Genomic DNA, 18735 nt, shown 5'->3' with positions numbered 1-18735 from the left:
GGACACATGACTGACGCACAAACGCACGACTGGGCGAGCGAGGCGGTCATCGTCCGGCGGTTCTGGGAGCGGCTCGGGCTGCCGGGCCTGGTCGACGTGCACGTCCATTTCATGCCCGAGCGCGTGCTGCGCAAGGTATGGAGCTACTTCGACTCGGTCGGCCCGCTGACCGGTGGCGTCGAGTGGCCCATCACCTACCGCGCGGAGGAGGCCGAACGCCTCGCCGTGCTCCGGGACTTCGGTGTCCGTGCCTTCACCTCGATGCTCTATCCGCACAAGGAGGGCATGGCCGACTGGCTCAACACCTGGGCCGTCGACTTCGCCCGCCGCACCCCCGACTGCCTCCACACCTCCACCCTCTTCCCCGAGCCGGGGGCCGAGGCGTACGTCCGGGAGGCGATCGAGTCGGGTGCGCGCGTCTTCAAGGCGCATGTGCAGGTGGGGGCGTACGACCCGGCCGACGAACTCCTCGACACCGCCTGGGGGCTGCTCGCCGAGGCCGGGATCCCCGTCGTGATCCACTGCGGTTCGGGCCCCGCGCCCGGCAAGTACACCGGACCCGAGCGGGTGGGGCGCGTACTCGCCCGCCACCCCCGTCTCCGGCTGGTCGTCGCACACATGGGCATGCCCGAGTACGAGGACTTCCTCACCCTCGCCGAGCGGTACGAGGAGGTCAGACTCGACACCACCATGGCCTTCACCGACTTCTCGAACCGCTTCGCGCCCTTCCCCCGGCGGTCCCTGCCCCGTCTGTCCGCCCTCGCCGACCGCATCCTCCTCGGCAGCGACTTCCCCAACATCCCCTATTCGTACGTCCACCAACTGGAGGCCCTCGAACGCCTGGAACTCGGGGACGCGTGGCTGCGGGGCGTCTGCCATGACAACGGCGCGCGGTTGTTCGGACTGTGACGGGGGCGGGGGCGGGGTCAGGGGCGGGCCACCGTCACCGTGTGCCGGACCCGCGCGCAAGGCCGTACCGCACCAGCGAGTCCGTCGCCGCGAACGCGATCAGGGCGAGCGGAAACGCGGCGACCGGTCCTGGCGTGTGCGGCGCGAAACAGAGGACCAGCAGGAAGCCCAGGGTTCCGGCGACGGAAGTGAGCGCGCCGCGCATCAGGTCGGCCGCGGCGGCCGCCCCGGCCGTGCGGTGGATCGAGGGGCCCATGACGGACAACAGCACCGGCAGCGCGGCCAGGACGCCCCCGGCCAGGGGCCCGATCGCGGCGGTCGCGGTCAGTGCCGCCACCACGATCACGCCGGACAAGGCCATCCGCGTCGGTATCTCCCACCGCCGGACGCGAGCCGGCGCAGGGCCGTCGGCATCGGCGTCGGGCCAGGTCAGCAGCCCTGCGACGATCACCGACGAGGTCAGCGCGGCGGACAGCCGGACACGACCGACGGCCGACCCGACCACGGCCGCGACGAGCGCGCGGAGCAGGGCGAGCAGGAGCGTCGGCGCCGGACTGGCGGGCCGGGGCGAGCCGCACGTAGGCGAGGGTGTAGCAGGCCACGACCAGCATTCCGGCGACGCCGCCCCGGGCGGCCGACGCAGTCGTCGCGGGGCCGGAGTTCATCCAGGTCACGGCGAGGCACGGCCCAGTCGTCGTCGGGCGTCATCCAGGGCTACCGGGCCGAGCTGAATCTGGCGGCGTTCGGCCGTGGCATGCAGCTGATCAGCGACATCCGGCTGCGCGAGGCGGTGGACCGCTGGGCCTTCGAGGAGCAGCTCGCCGATGTGCCGCAGGTGATCAGCGCCGTGCGCATGACCGGCGAGTACGACTTCCAGCTGCGGGTGGCGTGTGCCGACGCCCGCGAGTTCGAGACGGTGGTGGACCGTCTCAAGGCGGAGCTGGGCGTGCGCGAGGTACGCAGCCGGCTCGTCCTGCACGAGGTGGCGCTGGACCCCGGCCGCGCGGTCGAACCCTGAGAGCTCACCGGTGTCGTACGAGCATGCTCAGCATGTTGGCGGCGACGATGGCGCCGATGCTCGCCCACTCCGTCGGACCCAGGTCCTGGCCGAGGAAGAGCCGGCCCACGAGGGCGGCCAGCAGCGGGTTGACGCTCATGAACAGCCCGAAGGCCTGGGCGGGCACCCGGCGCAGCGTGAACAGATCGGCGAGGTAGGGCACCGCCGAGGAGAGCACACCGGCCGCGACGGCGTAGCCGACGGCCTCGGCGCTCGGCGTGCGGTGCAGGACGAGGATCACGCCGATCGGCAGGAACGTCAGCGCGGAGACCCCGGCCGCCGCGGCGGAGCCCTGCGCTCCCGGGATCCGGCGGCCGACGCTGCGGTTGAGCAGGATGTACGACGCCCAGCAGCAGGCGGCGAGCAGGCCCAGGCCCATCCCGGGGTAGTCGGTCGACGGCTGGGGACGCATCAGGGTGACGACGCCCGCGGCCGCCAGCACCGCGCACAGGGCGTCGACGCGACGCCGTGCGGCGGCGAGGGCGATCGTCAGCGGGCCGAGGAACTCCAGCGTCACCGCCAGTCCGAGGCCGATCCGGTCGATGGCGGTGTACAGGGAGAGGTTCATCGTGCCGAAGACGACGGCCAGCCCCAGCACCGGACGCCACTGCGCCCAGGTGAAGTCCCGCAGCCGGGGGCGGCCGACGGCGAACAGGACGAGCGCGGCGACGTACTGCCGGACGGCGACGACGCCCAGCGGGCCGAGGACGGGGAAGGCGAGCGAGCCGATCGCGGCGCCCACCTGGTTCGACAGACCGCTGCCGACCATGGTGGCCACGCCGGCCGACCGTCCGCGCACCGGCTCGGGGGCCGTCGTACGCAGGGCGGGGGCGGGAGACCCGGAGAGGGCGGTGGAGGGGCTGTCCATGCTCGGATCGTGCTGCGCGACGCCCCATGCGCAAAATGCGTCGGCGAAACCATCTATACGCTTCGGTTATGGAATCGGGCAAGGATGTAGAGGTCCGGCAGCTGCGGTGTCTCGTCGCCATCGTGGACGAGGGCAGCTTCACAGACGCGGCCATCGCCCTGGGCGTCTCCCAGGCGGCGGTGTCCCGGAATCTCGCCTCGCTCGAACGCGGTCTGGGCGTACGGCTGTTGCGGCGCACCTCACGCGAGGTGGCGCCGACGCCGACCGGGCTGCGGGTGCTGGCGCACGCCCGGCGGGTGCTCGGTGAGGTGGAGGGGCTGGTCCGGACGGCCACCTCGGGGCACACCGGACTGCGGATCGGCTACGCCTGGTCGGCGCTCGGCCGGCACACGCCCGCGTTCCAGCGCCGCTGGGCCCAGGAGCACCCGGGAACGGATCTGCATCTGGTCCGCCGCAACTCCGGCAGCGCCGGGCTGGTGGAGGGGGTCTGCGACCTCGCCATCGTCCGCAGGCCGTTGGACGACCGCCGTTTCGACTCGGCCATCGTCGGCCTGGAACGGCGCCTGTGCGCTCTGTCGTCCGACGATCCGCTGGCCACGCGGCGCTCACTGCGCCTCGCCGACCTCAGCGCGCGCACGCTGCTCATCGACCGCCGGACCGGCACCACCACCCCCGAACTGTGGCCGGCGGGCTCCCGCCCGGCGATCGAGGAGATCCACGACGTCGACGACTGGCTGAACGGGATTTCCGGCGGGCGTGGTGTCGGCGTGACGGCGGAGTCCACCGCGCACCAGTACCCGCGGCCGGGCGTCGTCTACCGGCCGGTCCGCGACGCGGAGCCCATCGCCGTACGTCTGGCCTGGTGGCGGGACGATCCCCACCCGGCCGCCCAACAGGCCATCGAGCTGCTCACCGCCCTGTACCGCGAGGGCTGACCTCGCGCCCCGAGGCACCGGCCGCGCAGTATGGGGAGGAAGGGAAGGCTCGCACGGGCGGAGGCGAGACGGTGGTGGACGACACGGGGGTGGACGACACGGGGGTGGGACGGACGCACTCCGACGGAGACCCACCGCCGGACGCGCCGCTCCACGTGCCCGGCGAGGAACTGACGGCCCGTGCCGTCGTCGACGAGCACGGCACGGTCACCGAGTGGAACGAGGGCGCCCGCCGACTGCTCGGCCACCCGGCCGCGGAGATCGTCGGTCGTCCGGCCGCCGGCCTGGTCGACGGGGAGATTCCCGGCGAGACGCTGCGCCGGCTGCCGGGTCTGCCGAGGTGGACGGGGACGGTCCGGCTGCGCCACCGGGACGGGCACGTCGAGGAGGTCCGGCTGCTCGCCCACCACCGGACGGTGGAGGGCGGCGGCTCGGACTGGCTGGTGCTGTCCGCGCTCGCCGGTGCCGTGTCCGCCCCGGACTCCGACGAGCTGGCCGCGTGGGGTTTCCGTCAGGCGTCCTGCTGCTCGATGGAGCTGTACGACACCCGGCTGCGCCTGGTCCACGCCAACCGCTTCGCCGAGCGCGCGATGAACCTCGGCGAGGAGGAGATGCGCGGGCTCCGGCACGCCGAGATCATGGCCCATCCGGAGTTCGACCGGGTCGAGCGCCGGATGGCGGAGGTGATGCGGACGGGCCGGCCGCAGGACGTCGAGGTCCAGGTGCGGGTCGCGGGCGAGCCCAGGAGGCAGGCCTGGTCGCTCTCGCTGTTCCCGCTGACGGACGAGCACGGCGTCCTGCGCGGGGTGGGCCTGTCGGCGCACGACCGGACCGACCAGTACTGGGCGCACCAACGGCTGCACCTGCTCAGTGACGCCGGTGCCCGCATCGGGAGCACGCTGGACGTCACCCTCACGGCGCAGGAACTCGCGGATGTCGCCGTCCCGGGGTTCGCCGACTTCGTCACCGTCGAACTGCTCCCCGACGTCGAGCGCGCCGAAGCCGGGGAGGCCGCGTACGAGCACGCGCCGGCGGGGGTGTTCCGGCTGCGGCGCGCCGCCCAGCAGTCGGTGCTGCCGGGTGTCACCGAGGCGGTGCTGCGCCCCGGCGAGGTGGACAGCTGGCCGGCGGACTCCCCGACGGCCCAGTGCCTGGCCACGGGCCGGGCGGTGCTCCGGGCCGAGTTCGACCCGTGGTCGGCCGACTGGTGGGCGGGACACCCCGGGCGGCTGGCCGCCGTCCGGGCCTTCGGCATCCACTCCGTCATGGCGGTGCCGCTCAACGCCCGTGGCCACACCCTGGGCGTGGCCGTCTTCGTCCGCCATCAGCGGCCGGAGTCCTTCGGCGAGGCGGATCTGCTGCTCGCCGAGGAGATCACCGCGCGGGCCGCGGTCTGCATCGACAACGCGCGCCGGTACACCCGTGAACGGGACACCGCGCTGACGCTCCAGCGGACCCTGCTCCCCCAGCGGCTGCCCGCCCAGGCCGCGGTGGAGGCGGCCTTCCGCTATCTGCCCTCGGACACCCTGGCCGGGGTGGGCGGCGACTGGTTCGATCTGATCCCGCTGTCCGGCGCCCGGGTCGCGCTGGTCGTCGGCGACGTGGTCGGGCACGGCATCCAGGCCTCGGCGATCATGGGGCGGCTGCGGACCGCCGTCCGCACCCTCGCCGACATCGACCTGCCGCCCGACGAACTCCTCACCCACCTCGACGACCTGGTCATCCGGCTCTCCGTGGACGCGGCCCCCGAGGACGACGTACCGCCCGACCGGGCGACCGAGATGGCGACCGAGATGGCGGCCGGTCTCGGCGCCACCTGCCTGTACGCCGTCTACGACCCGGTCTCCCGCGCCTGCACGCTGGCCAGCGCAGGGCATCCGGCACCCGCCGTCGTCGGCCCGGCGGGAGACGTGGCCTTCCCGGACGTACCGCCAGGGCCCCCGCTGGGACTGGGCGGGGTGCCGTTCGAGACGACCGAGATCGTCCTCGCGGAGGGCAGCCTGCTCGTTCTCTACACCGACGGGCTGGTCGAGTCCCGCGAGCAGGACCTGGACGAGGGGACCGTACGCCTGCGCCGCGCGCTCGCCCGCCCGGCCGCGTCGCTGGACGAGGTGTGCGATGCCCTGCTCGCCTCGGTGCCGCCGGAGGACCCCGGCGACGACATCGCCCTGCTCCTCGCCCGCACCCGGGTGTTCGACCCCGGGCGCGTGGCCTCCTGGGACCTGCCGGCGGACCCCTCCGTGGTGTCCCGCGCCCGCAGGCTCGTCACGGCCCGGCTCGACGCGTGGGACCTGCCGGAGGTGTCCTTCGTCGCCGAGCTGGTGGTCAGCGAACTCGTCACCAACGCGATCCGGCACGCCGAACCGCCCATCCGGCTCCGCCTGCTCCGCGACCGCCGGCTCATCTGCGAGGTCTCGGACGCCAGCGACACCGCCCCGCACCTGCGCCGCGCCCGCACCTACGACGAGGGCGGCCGGGGCCTCCTCCTCGTGGCCCAGCTCAGCCGCGCCTGGGGCACCCGCCACACCGGCACCGGCAAGACCATCTGGGCGTCCCTGAGCCTGGACGAGTGACGGCCCTTAAACCGTTGGAGGGACCGTTTAACCGTTGGAGGGGCCGTTTCCCGCGCTCCTATAGTGGCCGCCATGCGCACCGCCTACCCCCGGACTCCTCATCTGCCCTGGTCACCCGGCGTCTCCGCCGACGATGTGCGGGCCGGGAGCCTGGAGGGGTTCGCCGGGCGGGAGGTCGTCGTCACCGAGAAGCTCGACGGGGAGAACACGACGCTGTACGCGGACGGGCTGCACGCGCGGTCCGTGGATTCCGCGCACCATCCGTCCCGGGCGTGGGTCAAGGCGCTCCAGGGACGCGTCGGGGCTCGGATACCGGCGGGGTGGCGGGTGTGCGGCGAGAACATGTACGCGCGGCACTCCATCCCGTACGACACCCTGGACAGCTACTTCTACGGTTTCTCCGTGTGGGACGCGCACGGCCGGTGCCTGGGCTGGGACGAGACCGTGCGGTTCCTGCGCGGGCTGGGTGTGCCCGTGCCGCCGGTGCTGTGGCGCGGGGTGTTCGACGAACGGGCGCTGCGGCGGCTGCGGGTGGAGACCGGGCGGCAGGAGGGGTTCGTCGTACGGACCGCAGGGGGCTTCGCCCGGGCGGAGTTCGCCGGGCGGGTCGCCAAGTGGGTGCGGTCCGGGCATGTCACGACGGACACGCACTGGATGCACGCGGCCGTCGTGGAGAACGGGCTCGGCCCGGCGGCCCCGCTGTGGGCCGTACGGTCCGGGGCGGCGCCGGACGCGGAGGCGCTGGCCGCGCTGCTCGGCACGACCGGCCTCCCCGCGGACGCGGACGCCGCCGCGGAGGTGGGCGCCCGGCTGGACGTGCTCGGTCGCGGCGGAGACGGACGGCTCGCGGGGGTACTGGCCGCGCTGCTGCGTCGCGCGCCCCGGGCGGGGCTGCTGAGCCGGGCCGCCGGGCCGCTCGGTGTGCCGCTCGCGCGGCGCGTCGCCGATCTGGTGGGGCTGCACGGCGCGCTGCACCGGCCGTACCCGGACGAGGAGCGGCGGGCCGGGCTCGTACGGATGTCGTTCGCGGCCGATCTCGGGGTGCTGCACGCCGTCGCCGGGGCGGCCGCCGGGGACGATCAGGCGCGCGAGCAGGTGGAGTGGTCCGCGCTGCACGCGCAGGAGGCGGGACTGTTCGGCGCGGCGCCGCTCGGCACGCTGCGGGCCGGGCTGCGCGAGGCGCTGGAGCGCGACGGGGTCGGCGGCGCGGCGGCCGACCGCTGCTGGGCGGAGGCCCGGGAGGCGTACGCCCGGGGGCGGATCTCCACGGTGGAGGAGGCCGTCGCCGCGACCTGGCGGTGGCGGGGCGGGGAGTTTCCGCGGCTGGTGCATCTCGTGGGCCCGTCCGGCAGCGGAAAGAGCGCCTTCGCGGCGCGGCTGGAGGGCGTCTCGGCGTGCGTCTCGCTGGACGGGCTGCGCGAGGCGCGCGGTGCCCGCGGGGACCAGGGGGCCAACGGGGAGGTGCTGCGGGAGGGCCTGCGGCGGCTGGAGAAGGAGCTCGCGTCCGGTGCGGGCACGGTGGTGTGGGACGCCACCTCGCTCAACCCGCACCAGCGGTCCCTGGTGCACACCGTGGCGCGCCGCCGCGACGCGCTGGTCACGCATGCCGTGCTGGTCACGGACGAGGACGAGCTCGTACGCCGCAACGCCGACCGTGCGCACCCGGTGCCGGCGGACGTGCTGACGGGGCAGCTGCGCCGGTTCGTGCCGCCGTATCCCGGCCAGGCGCACCGGACCTGGTACGTCGGCGCGGACGGGACCGTCGGGGACCGTGACGGCACACTGGAGGGGGAGGACGCCTGATGCGTACCAGCGAGGAGATCTATCACCGGGTGCGCTGGGATCCGCGGTTCGACCCCGCGCGGTTCGTGCTCGGCATCAACCAGCGTCATGCCGCGCCCAAGCGGGTGCCGCTGCCCGCGTTCGTGCCCGGCGGCGAGATCCCCTGGCACCGGGTGCTGTTCGTGGAGGCGGACGGTGAGCTGGTGTGGGACCGTGCCACGGGTGTGGACCGCATCGACGCCTCCGGTGCCGGCCGGGTGCGCGAGGCGCGACGGCTGCGGGCACCCTTCTTCACGGCGCGCACCCCGCACGCCTGGGACGCGGCGGCCGGACGGTGGAGGCCCGCCCCCTCGCCCGCGCGGGACGCGGGGCGCGACCGGGTGCGGATGCTGACCTGGAACACGCTCTGGGACCGCTACGACAGCCATCGCATCGACACCGCCCGGCGCCGCCCGCTGCTGCTGGAGGCGCTGGAGCGCGCCGACGCGGACGTCATCGCCCTGCAGGAGGTCGAGGCCGGACTGCTGACCCTGCTGCTGGAAGCGGCATGGGTTCGGGCCGGGTACACCGTCGGCACCGACCCCTACGGGAAGGACGTCGACGAGTGCGGGCTGCTCCTGCTCAGCAGACTTCCCGTACGGGAGGCGGCGGTGCACGTCCTCGGGCACCACAAGGCCGTCACCGCCCTCGTCGTGGACACCGCGTCCGGGCCGCTGACGGTGGCCGCCACCCATCTGACGAGCGACCACTCCGAGGACGGACCGGCCCGGCGCTCCGCCGAACTGACCCGGCTCGGCGAGGGGCTGTCGGGCGTGGCGGGCGGCCTGGTCCTGGCCGGCGACTTCAACGACGGCGGCCCCGGCCCGGCCCGCGCCCTCGGCATGCTCGACGCCTGGACCGAGACCCACGGCCCGGGCGGCGACTCCCCCACCTTCGACCCCGGCGTCAACCCGCTGGCCGCCGTCTCCTCCCTCAGCGGCCGGGCCTCCCGCCTCGACCGGGTCTTCGTGCGCCCCGCCGACGGCCCGCGCGTGACCGGCGCGGCACTGCTCGGCGACACGCCCACCCCGCAGGGGCTGTACGTCTCCGACCACTACGGGGTCGCCGCCGAGCTGTACTGCGGCACCGGTGCGCCCGTCGACGTGCTCGACCTCGCGCCGACGCCCCGCACGGCGCTGGCGTGGGTTCCGCCGCGCGAGCTGTGGCCGGCGATCCAGGATGTGCGGCGGGACCACGACGTGCAGATCCGGCGCTGGCCCCCGCATGTCAACGTGCTGTTCGGCTTCGTCCCCGAGGCGGAGTTCGAGCGGGCGGCGCCGCTGCTCGCCGCGGCGGCCGCGCAGGTCGAGCCGTTCACGGCACGGCTCGACGGGCTGCACACCTTCGGGCACCGGCACGGCGCCACCGTGTGGCTGGACCCGGCCGCGGCCGACGAGACGCCGTGGGCGGAGCTGTGGCAGGCACTCGGACGGCGCTTCCCGCGCTGCCGGGGACGCCACGAAGGGTTCACCCCGCACCTGAGCCTCGGCCGGACCGCCGACCCGCACGCGGTCGAGGCCGACTGCGCGGCCCGTCTGTCCCCCGTGTCCGCGCGGGTCGGCGAGCTGGTCCTGCTGTCCCGGCGGGGCGACGAGCCGATGCGGCCGCGGGCCACGGTCGCCCTCGGCACCGGCGAGGTGCGCTGGCTTCCCGAGCCTGCCGTCGGCCGGCCCGACCGGGACTGGGAGGACTGGGCCGCGCCCGCCGTCGGCCCGGGTGTCCTGCCCACCGCGGACGAGGCGGCGGCCGGGCGGGTCGTGCGGTGTCTGACGGACGCGTTCGCCGACGGGGTCGTCCATGTGGCCGGGTCCCGGCGCATGGGCTGCGCGCTCGCCGGCGCCGACCTCGATCTGGTCGCCGCGCTGCCTGGCACGGTCGACCTCACGGCCGTACGGGAGCGGGTCACGGCCGTGCTGCCGGACGCGGTGCGGGTCCGTGAGGTCGTCGGGGCGCGCGTGCCGGGGCTCCGGTTCCGCGCCGAGGGGCTCGACGTGGACCTGGTCGTCGTGGCCACGGGGCCGGTGCCGGCGCAGGACGCGGTGGCCCGGCGGGCCGAGCTGGGCGAGGCCGCCGCGGTCGCGCTGAGCGCGGTGTCCGACGCGGACGCGGTCCTGGCGGCCGTGCGCGCCGAGGGAGTACCGGGGTTCGCGTCGCTGGCGCGCGGGGTGAAGGCGTGGGCGAGGGCGCGCGGGCTGGACTCCGCGCCGTTCGGCGGGCTGCCCGGCGTCGCGTGGGCGGTGCTCGCGGCCCGTACGGTCCGGGCGGCACCGCGGGGCGCGGACGACAACGCGCTGCTGCGGCGGTTCTTCGGCACCTGGGCCGCGTGGGACTGGCGGGAACCCGTCGCCCTCACCGGCGACGGCCGGGCGACCGGCGGGGCGGCCGGCGGGGCCCTGACCGTACTGACGCCCGGCGCCCCCGTGCGCTCGTGCACTGAACAGGTCGGCGCCGGCACAAGGGATCTGCTGGGCCAGGAGCTGTACCGGGCCTGGGAGACGGTGGAGTCCGCGGCCGAGTCCGGCACGGATCCCTGGCCCGAGCTCCTGTCCCCGCCGCCCCTGCACCGCCGGCACGCGGCCTGGGCCGTGGTGACGGTCCTGCACCGGCGCCCGGAGGACTTCGACGAGCTGAACGGGCGGGTACGGGGGCGGATGCGAGCCCTGCTCGGCGCGCTGGAGGAGTCGGGCCTCGCGGAGGCCCACGCCTGGCCGCGCGCGTTGCCCGGCGCTGCGACGACCGCACGGTACGCGATCGGACTCGGCCACACGTCACCACAGGCCGGAGAACGGCTCGCACGCGTCACCGACCGTTGGCTCGCGGGCCTGTCCGGGGTCGAGGTGGCGTACGTCGAGGGCGGGGCGCTTCCCACGCCGGGCTGATCCCTGCCGGGGCCACGGGGACCTCGACGTCACGCGATATACGCACATTTGTGCGGCAAGACGCGAATATCCCATGGGCGGATTTTCGCCAGTATCGTGTGACGCGCGGCTGGGCGAAAGGCGCGCCGGCACCGGGGAGTTCCGGAGGTGCCGTCGTCCCGCGCGTTCGCCTGCCGCTGTGGGGACATCTCGGGCAGCCGATCCGTCGTCGGGCTGCCGCATGCCATCAGGGGGGCAGAGCCATACGGGTGCTCGCGGAGAGATACGAACTGGTCGAGGCCGTCGGGCGCGGTGGAATGGGGGAGGTCTGGCGCGCCACCGACCGGGAGCTCGGCCGCACGGTGGCGGTGAAGGTGCTGCCGCCGGAACTCACCCGCCACGAGGAGTTCCGCGTCCGCTTCCGACGGGAGGCGCGCACGGTCGCCTCGCTCAACCACCGCAACGTCGCCGTGCTGCACGACGTCGGTGAGGACACCACGGACGGCGAGACGACACCGTTCCTGGTCATGGAGTACATCGAGGGGCGCACGCTGACCGACGCGCTGGCCGAGGGGCCGTTCACGGTCGAACGGGCCCTCGCCGTCGGCAGGGACATCGCCGACGCCCTCGCCCACAGTCATGGCCAGGGCCTCATCCACCGGGACATCAAGCCGTCCAACGTCATGCTGACGTCCGAGGGCGACATCAAGGTCCTGGACTTCGGGATCGCCAAGGTCGTCGCGGAGACCACCACCCGGCTCACCGCCACCGGCATGACCGTGGGCACCCCCGCCTACCTCTCCCCCGAGCAGCTCACGGGGCAGCCGGTGGACGGCCGTTCCGACCAGTACTCCACCGGCTGCCTCCTGTACGAACTGCTGACCGGCCGCCCGCCGTTCACCGGTGACTCGCCCTTCGCGGTGATGCACCAGCACATCAGCCAGGAGCCCGTCGTACCGTCCCGGCTGCGCCCGCAGATCCCGGCCGCCGTCGACGCTCTCGTCCTGCGGACCCTGGCGAAGGACCGTGAGGAGCGGCTCGGCAGCGCGGCGGAGCTGCGGGGGGCGCTGGCGGAGACCCTCGCCGCGCTGAGCGCGCCGGTGGCCGCACCGGCCCGGCAGGCCGCCGCCCCCGTCCCGGCGGCGCCCCTCACACCACCCGCACCACCGGCGCCACCGGTGCCGCCCACCCCCACCGTCCCGCCGGCCCGCTCGGCCGCCGAACCCAGGACGGGCCCGGGGCACACGGCGCTGGCCCAGCAGGAGACCCGCACCTCACTGACCCCGCCCAGGCCTGTCGGCCCGCCACCCGGTGAGCCGGCCGACACGACCGCGCCCACCGCCGTGAACAGCGACGAGCCGCCGTCAGACACCACCTCGTCGTCCGCTGAGCGGCGGTTCTCCGTCGGCACCGGCAGGCTCGTCGCGCTGCTGGGGCTCGTCGTCTCCGGTGTCGTCACCATCGGCTACCAGGAGCTGTACGGCGACGCCCTCGAGCCCCTCATCGGCGTGTGGGCGGCCACCGCGGTGCTCGGGCTCGCCCTGTTCCGCTGGTTCCCGCTCACCTCGACGTTCCTGTGGTGGGGTGCCGGGGCCCTGGTCATGGCGAGCATCTCGGTGGGCGGCGGGTTCTACGACTACGACTACGGCTCCGAGACCGTGTCGGAGTCCGACTTCTCCACCCTCTACTACTACGACTCGACCTACGACGACTACTACGCGCTGCAGCCCGACTCGTCCGGTTCCCGGCTCTTCGAGGAGGACTACACCGGGAGTTACTCGCCCGCCGAGGCCGATGTCGACACAGAGGTCGACTACGACTACACCGCGCACGACAACATCGAGATCGTCGCCACCCCGCTGCTCGCCCTCGGCGCACTGTGCCTGGTCCGCGCGCTCGCCCGACGGCGTCCCTCGCCCCTGGCGGCGGCCTGCGGTCTGACCCTGGGCGGCCTCGGGGTCGGCTGGCTGGCGTTCGACGACGAGGGCCAGATCGCGGTGTACTCCATCGCCTGGGGCCTGGTCGTGATCGCGGCCGTCGTCCAGGAGATCCGCGCCCGCCGCAACGCCCCGCCCGGCACCCGCCGCCGTCTGCGGTTCGTGACGACCGGCTAGGGACGGTTCCGTCGGCGGGGCTCGGCCGGAACACGCGAACCCTTCCGCCGTGCCCGGTCGTTGTCACCGCGACGGCCTCGCCGCACCCACACGACGAGCAGACGATCGAAGGAGTCGACGTGACGCCCCTTGCGGACTCGGTCGAGTCGATGGAGCAACTCGCCACGGTCTGGCGGGCCATGGTGCTCGACCGTGACGCCGGCGCGGACGTCCGGGACCTTCCGGGGATCGCCGTCCGCTGGGCGGACTGCCGGTTCGCCTTCTGGAACTGCGTCACGCTGACCGAGGTGGGGGCGGACGCGGCACTGACGCAACGGCGGCTGGCGCAGGCGGCGGACATCATGCGCGCCAAGAAGCACCCGGGGTTCCTGTGGGTCTTCGAGGACCTCCTCGACGCCGAGGCGCGCGCGGGTCTCACGGAGGCGGCCCAACGGGCGGGTCTCGCCTACGCCTTCCCCGGCACGGGCATGGCCGGGGACCTGTTCCCGCTCCCCGAACCCGCCCATCCCGACCTGACGTTCGTCCGCGTGAGCACCGACGAGCACCTCCGTGCCTACGCCGACCTCAACTCCCGCGCCTACGGCTTCCCCCTGGAGGACGGGCGCGACGGACTCGTCGGCTCCACGCTCTGGAAACGGGATGTGCACGCCTACCTGGGCCTGCGGGGCGAGGCCCCGGTGACCTGCGCCGGAACCGTCGAGGCGGGCGGCCGGCTGTTCGTCGTCCTCGTCGCCACGGCCCCGGAGTGGGAACGCAGGGGCTACGGCGAGGCCGTGACCCGAAAGGCGCTGTACGAGGGTGCCCGGGCCACTGGACTCACCCGCGCCACCCTGCACGCGACCGTGGCCGGGGCCCCCGTGTACCCCCGGATCGGCTTCGCCCCGAACTCTCCCCTGCGTTTCTACGGCCTCCGGTAGTCGCCCAGGGCCTGGGCCCCTGCGGCACGGCGGCGGGCCAGGGCCGTGTACGCCGCCGCGAGGGCGATCGACAGGGCGACGATTCCGCTCGGGGCCACGGCGAGCCACAGCCAGTCCGTGCCCTCCTCCCCCGCCGCGGCCGTCCCCGTCGCCGCGGTGGTCGCCGCCGTGAACAGGCCGCAGGCGAGGAGGACCGCGACGACGTGCCTGGTTCGGTCGGTGCCGGCCGGACGCGGGGCCGTGCGCAACTCCGCCCAGTCGCGGGCGGCCTGTCGTGTCTCGCGCCGCCGCTGTACGACCGCACGGCCCCCGAGGCCCGCCGTGACGGCGGCTCCGGTGACCGCCGCGGCGACGGGCACCCACCATGCCTCCACCAGGAACAGCAGCAGGGCGATGACCCCGGTCGTGCTCCAGCCGCTCAGACAGACGGCCGCGGCGGTGCGGCGGGAGACGGGCCGGTCGGCCCCGGCCCGCAGGTCGACGAGGGCGGGTACGTACCAGACACAGCCGGACACGGTCAGCATCGCGGCACCCAGAGCGGCGACGGGCTGCACCATGGCCTAGGCCTCCACCTCGAGAGCGGCGATCTGCGGGTGGTGCAGGTCGAGGGCGGGGGACTCGCTGCGGATGCGGGGCAGGCTGGTGAAGTTGTGGCGAGGCGGCGGGCAGGAGGTGGCCCACTCCAGGGAGCGGCCGTAGCCCCACGGGTCGTCGACCTCGACCTTCTTGCCGTACTTGGCGGTCTTCCAGACGTTGTGGAGGAAGGGCAGGATCGACAGGCCGAGCAGGAACGCGCCCATGGAGGACAGGGTGTTGAGGGCGGTGAAGCCGTCGGCGGCCAGGTAGTCGGCGTAGCGGCGGGGCATGCCCTCCGCGCCGAGCCAGTGCTGGACCAGGAAGGTGAGGTGGAAGCCGACCGTGAGCGTCCAGAACGTGATCTTGCCGAGGCGTTCGTCGAGCATCTTGCCGGTGAACTTCGGCCACCAGAAGTGGAAGCCGGCGAACATCGCGTACACGACCGTACCGAAGACCGTGTAGTGGAAGTGGGCGACGACGAAGTACCGCCGACACATGATCACCGCAGGGGTGGGAGGTCCCGATAGGGTCGAACGGCCTCAGCGGGTCCCGTGCACTGGGACCAACGGACCCTCTCGGGCCCGCGGCTCAGAGCAGGGTCTGCCAGTACGCCCAGAACCGGGTCCCGATCAGCATCACGATGCTGAGGTACCAGGTGACCGGGACCACCCAGTGGAACTCCCGCACGCCCGCGACGATCCCCCGGGGAGCCCGCAGGACGCCGTGCCGGAGGTTGTGCACGGTGGTGTACCAGAACATGGCGATGGTGACCGTCCAGGCCAGGCAGCACCACAGGCACAGCGCGCCGATCTCGTACAGGGCCTGGGTCACCAGCCACATGCAGAAGCCCGCACCGAACAGCGTGCCCAGGTTGAGCCCGAGCCAGAACCAGCGCCGGAACCGGGCCCCGGCCAGCAGCGCGAACCCGGTGAACGCCACGACCGGATAGGCCGCGAGGCCGAGCAGCGGGTTGGGGAAACCGAACGCGGACGCCTGGGCGCTGCGCATCACGTTCGAGCACGACACCACGGGGCTGAGGTTGCAGGAGGGGGCGAAGGTCGGGTCCTGGAGCAGCTGGAACTTGTCCACGGTGATCACGAAGGAGACGAGGACGCCCAGGGCTCCGGTCACGATCAGCAGCCAGGCGAGGGCGCGGGAGGCGCCGATCGCGTCCGACGCGGGGATCACCGGTCCGCGTGACACACGCGCCTTTGTCGGGGTCGTGGTCGTGGCCGACACGGGCGTCACCGTCGCCCCTGCGCCACGCGCAGGCCCGTGCGGGTCACGCCCGCCGGCCAGAGCACGTCGACCTCGACACCGCGGGCGCGGGCGTAGGCCACCAGATGCGCGGTGGCGTCCCGGCCGTTGGACGGCGAGCCGTCCCACACCGCCACCAGGCGCCGGCAGCCCGCGATGATCTCCTCGTCCGCTCCGACACACGCGTCACGGTCCCCAGGGTCGTACGTCAGCAGCCGTACCTCCCGGGCGAGCAGGAGCAGTTCCCCCGTCGGCACCCGGTCCCGCTCCGGCAGCAGCGCGGGCACCATGCCGCTGGTGGGGATCACCACGACGAGGTCCCGCCCCGCCACCCGCAGCGCCCGTGCGAACGCCACCGGGGCGCCGCCCCCGGCGCGCACCACTCCCGGCCCCCCGCCGGGTTCCCCCTCCAGCAGAGCCACCAGTTCGGCCTCCAGCAGCCCGAGGCTCTCCGAGGTCACGTCGGCGTGGCCCACGACCGCGATCATCCACCGCTCCTTCCCGCCGTACGGCACCGTCACGACGCCTCACGGCGCCTTCCGTCCGTTCTCGCGATCAATGAAGGCAGGGCCCCGCAGGCGTGGCTAGGGTCGAACGGCCCTGACCGGGGCACCCGGAGGGGCGCGTTCGCGGTTCGGGCGCCGGCGTCGCCGGACACGGCGGGCACCACAGTTCCGGATATGGTGTTTTCGTATGAAATGTTGCCCAGGGTGAGGTCATGCGGTGGATGCTCCCCAGACGGCGGGCCAGGTGCCGGAGAAGCCCTTGGGGGCGGTCGGCTACGCGGGCGTGCTGCGCGAGCTGCTTCCGATCGCGCTGTGGCGGGAGGACGCGGACGGCCGGATCGTGGAGTGGTCGCTGGCTGCCCAGGATCTGCTCGGGTACGAGGAAGCGGACGTGCTCGACCGGCCCGCCTCGGCGCTGCTGGTGCCCGAGGGCAACCGTGAGCTGGCCGACCAGCTCACGGATCGCGTGCACAGCGGGGAGACGGTCGTCGGGACGCTGTCGGTGCGGCATCGCGAAGGACATCAGGTCACGATGGAGATGTGGATCGTCCCGGCCGCCGATCCGCACGGGCGGGCCGGGGCGATGCTGATCGCCGTGGAGACCTCGCAGGTCCTGCGGATGCGGGATTCGCTGGCGGCGCTGGAGAGCCTCTTCAGCCAGTCGCCGATCGGTCTGGCCACGCTCGGCACCGATCTGCGCTTCCTGCGCGTGAACGACGCGCTCGCCCGGATGAACGGCGTCTCCGCCGAGGAGCACGTGGGCAGGCGGCTGACGGAGGTCGTGCCCGGGGTCAACGCGCTCGCCCTGGAGTCGACGATGCGGGAGGTACTGGACCGGGGCACGGCCGTCGTCGACGTCCGCCGCACCGGACGGACCTCGGCCGACCCCGACCGCGAACGGACCTGGTCGTGCTCGTACGCCCCGCTGCTCGACGGCGCGGGCCGCACCCTGGGGCTGATCGCGTCCCTCATCGACATCACCGAGAGCCAGCAGGCCGAGCGCGACGCGGAACGCGCCCGGCGCCGTTTCGCGCTGCTGGCGGAGGCCGGCACCCGCATCGGCACCACCCTGGACCTGCGGCAGACCTCCGAGGAAATCGTGCGGATGCTGGTGCCGCAGCTCGCGGACTCCGCCGACGTGCAGATCCTGGAGGAGGCGATGACACCCGACGAGCCCACCGACGCCGTGCACGGTGTGGTCCGGCGCATGGCGGCGCTCTTCACCGACCCGGCAGCGCCGAAGGCCAGGCTGCGCCCGGGCCTGACCTCCCGGCTCGCGCACGGTTCCCTCTACGAGCGGGTCATCACCGAGGGCCGCCCCACCAACCTGTACCGGTCGGACGTCCCGGCGCTGGTCACCGACCCGCGCGCCGGCGAACTGCGTGCCTACCTCATGAGTCTGGGCTCTGCGCGGCTCGTCCCGCTGGTCGCCCGGGGCAAGGCGCTCGGCGCGATCGTGGTGACGCGGCTGCGCAGCCGTGAGCCCTTCGACGAGCAGGACTGCGTCCTCATCGACGAGCTGGCCGCGCGCGCCGCCCTGAACATCGACAACGCGCTCATGTACACCCGGCAGCGCGCGACGGCCCTCACCCTGCAGCGCAGCCTGACGAACAGCGCGCTGCCCGCCGTACCCGGTCTCGATCTGACCGGACGGTACCTGCCCGCCAGTGAGCACGACGTCGGCGGGGACTGGTACGACGTGATCGCGCTGCCGGACGAGAGGACCGGGCTGGTCATCGGGGACGTCATGGGCCACGGCATCCATGCCGCCGCGGTGATGGGCCAGCTCCGCGCGGCGGTGCGCTCGCTCGCCCGGCACGGGATCCGTCCGGCCCGGATGCTCCGCTCGCTGGACGCCGTCGTGGCCGACATGGGCGAGGACCAGATGGCGACCTGCGTGTACGCCGTGCACGATCCGGCGAACGGCGGATGTCTGATCGCCCGGGCCGGCCATCCCCCGCCGGCCGTGGTGACCCCCGACGGGGCGGTCACCTTCCTCGACGGCTCGCCGGGCACCCCGCTCGGCACCGGAGGGCGGCGGTTCGCGACCGAGCAGGTCCCGCTGCCGCCCGGCAGCCTGCTGGTCCTGTACACCGACGGGCTCATCGAGGCCCGCGGCAGCGACCTGGACCAGGGCCTGGACCGCCTCGCCCGGGCCCTGGGGCACCCCGCGCCCTCGCTCGCCGCGCTCTGTGACGGCGTCCTGGAACAGCTGCTGCCGCACGGCGCCCAGGACGACGTCGCGGTCCTGATGGCCCGCCCCCAGTGAGCCGCCGGTTCACCTGAGCACACCCGCGGGCCTCCTGCCCGCCCCTTGTCCGCTCCTGCCGTGTCCGGCGATCCG

The 18735-nt window shown here is 74.0% G+C and carries 14 protein-coding genes and 1 pseudogene; 9 read left to right on the top strand and 6 right to left on the bottom strand.

From position 1 onward, the window contains the following. Positions 1–6 precede the first annotated feature (6 nt). Positions 7–909 (top strand): amidohydrolase family protein, encoded by a 903-nt coding sequence (locus ACLZN2_RS27550; protein ID WP_416981854.1) that lies wholly within the window; start codon positions 7–9, stop codon positions 907–909. A 34-nt stretch (positions 910–943) separates the two neighbouring features. Here the strand turns inward: ACLZN2_RS27550 and ACLZN2_RS27545 are convergent, their stop codons facing one another. Further along, a complete protein-coding gene (locus tag ACLZN2_RS27545) occupies positions 944–1414 on the bottom strand; it encodes a hypothetical protein (protein WP_416981852.1) in 471 nt (156 codons plus the stop codon). A gap of 249 nt (positions 1415–1663) precedes the next feature. Here ACLZN2_RS27545 and ACLZN2_RS27540 point away from each other — a divergent pair, with 249 nt between their 5' ends. After that, positions 1664–1927, top strand: a complete 264-nt coding sequence (locus ACLZN2_RS27540) for an Lrp/AsnC ligand binding domain-containing protein (RefSeq protein WP_416981850.1) — start codon at positions 1664–1666, stop codon at positions 1925–1927. Between the two features lie 4 nt (positions 1928–1931). Here the strand turns inward: ACLZN2_RS27540 and ACLZN2_RS27535 are convergent, their stop codons facing one another. After that, positions 1932–2834 (bottom strand): EamA family transporter, encoded by a 903-nt coding sequence (locus tag ACLZN2_RS27535; protein WP_416981848.1) that lies wholly within the window; start codon positions 2832–2834, stop codon positions 1932–1934. A gap of 68 nt (positions 2835–2902) precedes the next feature. Between ACLZN2_RS27535 and ACLZN2_RS27530 the strand changes: the two genes are divergently transcribed. From ACLZN2_RS27530 to ACLZN2_RS27505, 6 genes are all read left to right on the top strand, one after another. Next, positions 2903–3769 carry a LysR family transcriptional regulator gene (locus ACLZN2_RS27530; RefSeq protein ID WP_416981846.1) on the top strand — a complete coding sequence of 289 codons (867 nt, stop codon included), beginning with the start codon at positions 2903–2905 and terminating at the stop codon, positions 3767–3769. 71 nt (positions 3770–3840) lie between these two features. Next, positions 3841–6342, top strand: a complete 2502-nt coding sequence (locus ACLZN2_RS27525; RefSeq protein ID WP_416981845.1) for a SpoIIE family protein phosphatase — start codon at positions 3841–3843, stop codon at positions 6340–6342. 72 nt (positions 6343–6414) lie between these two features. Continuing rightward, positions 6415–8145, top strand: coding sequence for an RNA ligase family protein (locus ACLZN2_RS27520; protein WP_416981843.1), 1731 nt, complete (start codon positions 6415–6417; stop codon positions 8143–8145). Next, positions 8145–11042 carry a poly(A) polymerase gene (locus ACLZN2_RS27515; protein WP_416981842.1) on the top strand — a complete coding sequence of 966 codons (2898 nt, stop codon included), beginning with the start codon at positions 8145–8147 and terminating at the stop codon, positions 11040–11042. Before ACLZN2_RS27520 ends, ACLZN2_RS27515 begins: the two co-directional genes overlap by 1 nt. A 248-nt stretch (positions 11043–11290) precedes the next feature. Continuing rightward, positions 11291–13135, top strand: a complete 1845-nt coding sequence (locus tag ACLZN2_RS27510) for a serine/threonine-protein kinase (RefSeq protein WP_416981841.1) — start codon at positions 11291–11293, stop codon at positions 13133–13135. 119 nt (positions 13136–13254) lie between these two features. After that, the gene (locus ACLZN2_RS27505) at positions 13255–14052 is read left to right on the top strand and encodes a GNAT family N-acetyltransferase (RefSeq protein ID WP_416981840.1); all 798 of its coding nucleotides are present in this window, start codon (positions 13255–13257) and stop codon (positions 14050–14052) included. Here the strand turns inward: ACLZN2_RS27505 and ACLZN2_RS27500 are convergent. From ACLZN2_RS27500 to ACLZN2_RS27485, 4 genes and pseudogenes are all read right to left on the bottom strand, one after another. Then, positions 14037–14609: a hypothetical protein gene (locus ACLZN2_RS27500; RefSeq protein WP_416981839.1), complete on the bottom strand. Its 573-nt coding sequence runs from the start codon at positions 14607–14609 to the stop codon at positions 14037–14039. The two genes, ACLZN2_RS27505 and ACLZN2_RS27500, sit on opposite strands and share 16 nt — an antisense overlap. 3 nt (positions 14610–14612) lie before the next feature. Continuing rightward, positions 14613–15113 (bottom strand): annotated as a pseudogene (locus ACLZN2_RS27495) (cbb3-type cytochrome c oxidase subunit I); the annotation flags it as partial. Between the two features lie 103 nt (positions 15114–15216). Beyond that, on the bottom strand, positions 15217–15831 hold the full coding sequence (locus ACLZN2_RS27490; protein ID WP_416981838.1) for a vitamin K epoxide reductase family protein: 615 nt from the start codon (positions 15829–15831) through the stop codon (positions 15217–15219). 41 nt (positions 15832–15872) lie between these two features. Then, positions 15873–16373, bottom strand: a complete 501-nt coding sequence (locus ACLZN2_RS27485) for a hypothetical protein (RefSeq protein WP_416981836.1) — start codon at positions 16371–16373, stop codon at positions 15873–15875. A gap of 235 nt (positions 16374–16608) precedes the next feature. On the opposite strand from ACLZN2_RS27485, the gene ACLZN2_RS27480 reads away from it, so the two are divergent. Beyond that, positions 16609–18660: a SpoIIE family protein phosphatase gene (locus ACLZN2_RS27480; protein ID WP_416981835.1), complete on the top strand. Its 2052-nt coding sequence runs from the start codon at positions 16609–16611 to the stop codon at positions 18658–18660. Positions 18661–18735: the final 75 nt, after the last annotated feature.

It is taken from the genome of Streptomyces sp. T028 (assembly GCF_048159505.1).
Taxonomy (GTDB): domain Bacteria; phylum Actinomycetota; class Actinomycetes; order Streptomycetales; family Streptomycetaceae; genus Streptomyces.
Note: the sequence above shows the minus strand (reverse complement) of the source record. Positions and strands in the feature narration are given on the sequence as shown.